General features: G+C 45.3%; 2 protein-coding genes. Both read left to right on the top strand.

Annotated features, from left to right (window positions below):
* On the top strand, positions 1-195 hold a 195-nt coding region (locus J5224_RS34425), incomplete at its 5' end, for a phage tail protein (RefSeq protein WP_264629319.1).
* Between the two features lie 49 nt (positions 196-244).
* A partial coding sequence (locus tag J5224_RS34420) for a phage tail protein (RefSeq protein ID WP_264629318.1) occupies positions 245-565 on the top strand: 321 nt, incomplete at its 3' end.

Genomic DNA, 565 nt, shown 5'->3' with positions numbered 1-565 from the left:
ATCAAAATGAACACAATCGCCCGCACCGCCGTCACTATAAACCTGTTAGATGAAAGTGGCGCGCCAGTGATGAGCTGGAAATTAAAAAATGCCTGGCCCACCAAAGTTACCGGCACCGATTTAAAGTCGGACAGTAATGAAGTGGCAGTTGAAACCATTGAACTGGCCCATGAAGGATTAGAAATCTCCGTTTGATTTCTTTCATTGAGCAAAGCCTTACTTCCGGGATAGAGAAAGTATCATCATGGGGACCTCAAAAGGCACTGGTGCAGTTCAGGGTGATGGTGACTGGCCTCTTACGGCTTTCTACTTCAGCGTTTCTATCAGTGGCTGTGCCGATGACACAGCCTTTCAGGAAGTCTCCGGACTAGAGTTCCAGATAGAAACTGAAGAGTATCGCGAGGGAGGAAATAACCTGGTTTACCATCTGCCCAAGACCATAAAAAGTAGCAATTTAACGCTAAAAAGAGCGGTGACGGATAAAACATCTAAATTACTTGCCTGGTGTCTTGGCATTTTGAATGATGAGCTATCAAAACCGATTCTGACGAAAAGTGTGTCGATC

The organism is Candidatus Symbiopectobacterium sp. NZEC135, from assembly GCF_025962695.1.
The sequence above is the reverse complement of the archived record's forward strand: the minus strand, read 5'-3'. Positions and strand labels throughout refer to the sequence as shown.